We start from the raw sequence: 1422 nt of genomic DNA, 5'->3' as shown, positions 1-1422 counted from the left end.
TGAAGTGACCCCATTAAGTTGGACTCATTTCTAAGCGGCAACCAAGGCCTGATTTCGATATTGTATCGGACTCAGGCCTTTTAGTTTTAGCTTAATACGTTCGTTGTTGTAATAATCGATATATTCTTTGATGTTTTCAATAAGTTCATTTGCATCTTTGAACGTTTTATTGTGGTACATCTCAGTTTTTAATATGCCGAAGAAGTTCTCTGCAACAGCGTTATCTAAGCAATTTCCTTTTCTAGACATGCTTTGAAGTAGCCCATTCTGTTTCAAGTGATTTTGGTATTGTTTATTTTGATATTGCCATCCTTGGTCAGAGTGTATGAGTGGCTTTTCATGTGGTAATAGCTTACTAGTCGCGGCTTTAAGCATATCTGTAACTAAGGGTAACGTTACAGATGTCCGCACTTCATAGCTAATGACCTCTCGATTAAATAAATCTATTATCGGTGACAGATACACCTTCTGATTATTCACTTTAAACTCAGTTACATCAGTCACCCATTTTTGATTAGGCTGCTCTACAGTAAATTCACGATTCAATTTGTTTTCTGCGATTCTGCCGATTTCACCTTTGTAAGACTTATAACGTTTAGGCCTGACTTTTGACTTCAAACCAAGTTCGCACATTAGGCGTTGTACACGCTTATGGTTAACCACTAAGCCCATCGCTCGTAAAGCGTAAGTCACTCTACGATAGCCATATCGCCCTTTATGTTTGTGATAGATATCACGGATTTTTACGCGTAAGTCAGTATTGGAACAAGGCTGACTCAGTGCATTACGATGGTAGTAATACACACTCTTGGGAAGCCCTGTAACTCTTAATAAATGTTGTAAGCTATATATTGCCTTGAGCTCTTCGACAACTATCGTTTTGTCTTTGCTTTTTTCTTTCTGGCTTGAGCCAAGGCTTCTAACTTTTTTAAGACAGCGTTCTCTGCACGTAAATAATCGAGTTCTTCTCTAAGCTCTTTTTCAGTCATCTCTGATGATGGTTTAGGAGTTGAAGAGTTATTAGTCACGCGGGGCTTACCTTTGTTTTTGGGGTTGAGACGGGATATGCCCTTGCGAGCATAAAGCTTTTGCCATTGAAATAAAATACCAGGGGATGATAAGTCGAAATAGGCGCTGGTATAACCCAATGACCAATTGTTCATTTCCATCGTCTTTAGCACATGGATTTTGAACTCGCTAGAATAAGGTAGCTGCTTATGAATAAAGCTATTTGAGCCGTTTATTTGATAAACCTGAAACCAATAGCGAATAAGCCGAGCGCTTACTCTGTACTTTCTACCTAAAGCTTCAGAATTTTTCTCTTCGACTAGCTGAGCGAGCTTTATTTTAAACGCTCTATTGTGTTTTGACATAAAAAGACCCCCAATAATTGGAATGTCCAACTAATGGGGGTCACTTCAT

The 1422-nt window shown here is 38.8% G+C and carries 1 protein-coding gene and 1 pseudogene; both read right to left on the bottom strand.

What is annotated here, in order from left to right; translation table 11 throughout:
* Positions 1 to 30 precede the first annotated feature (30 nt).
* A pseudogene (locus tag ACFI6L_RS20215) lies at positions 31 to 885 on the bottom strand (IS3 family transposase); the annotation flags it as partial.
* Entirely contained in the window at positions 873 to 1373 is a 501-nt protein-coding gene (locus ACFI6L_RS20210; RefSeq protein ID WP_462574698.1) for a transposase, read from the bottom strand. The pseudogene ACFI6L_RS20215 and the gene ACFI6L_RS20210, both read right to left, overlap by 13 nt.
* Positions 1374 to 1422 lie beyond the last annotated feature (49 nt).

It is taken from the genome of Alteromonas sp. G4i35, from assembly GCF_054960375.1.
This window is presented reverse-complemented; position numbering and strand designations above follow the sequence as displayed.

Bases quoted from the DNA above. Each gene is read 5' to 3' on its own strand.
- ACFI6L_RS20210 (WP_462574698.1), bottom strand. From the start codon at position 1,373: ATGTCAAAACACAATAGAGCGTTTAAAATAAAGCTCGCTCAGCTAGTC.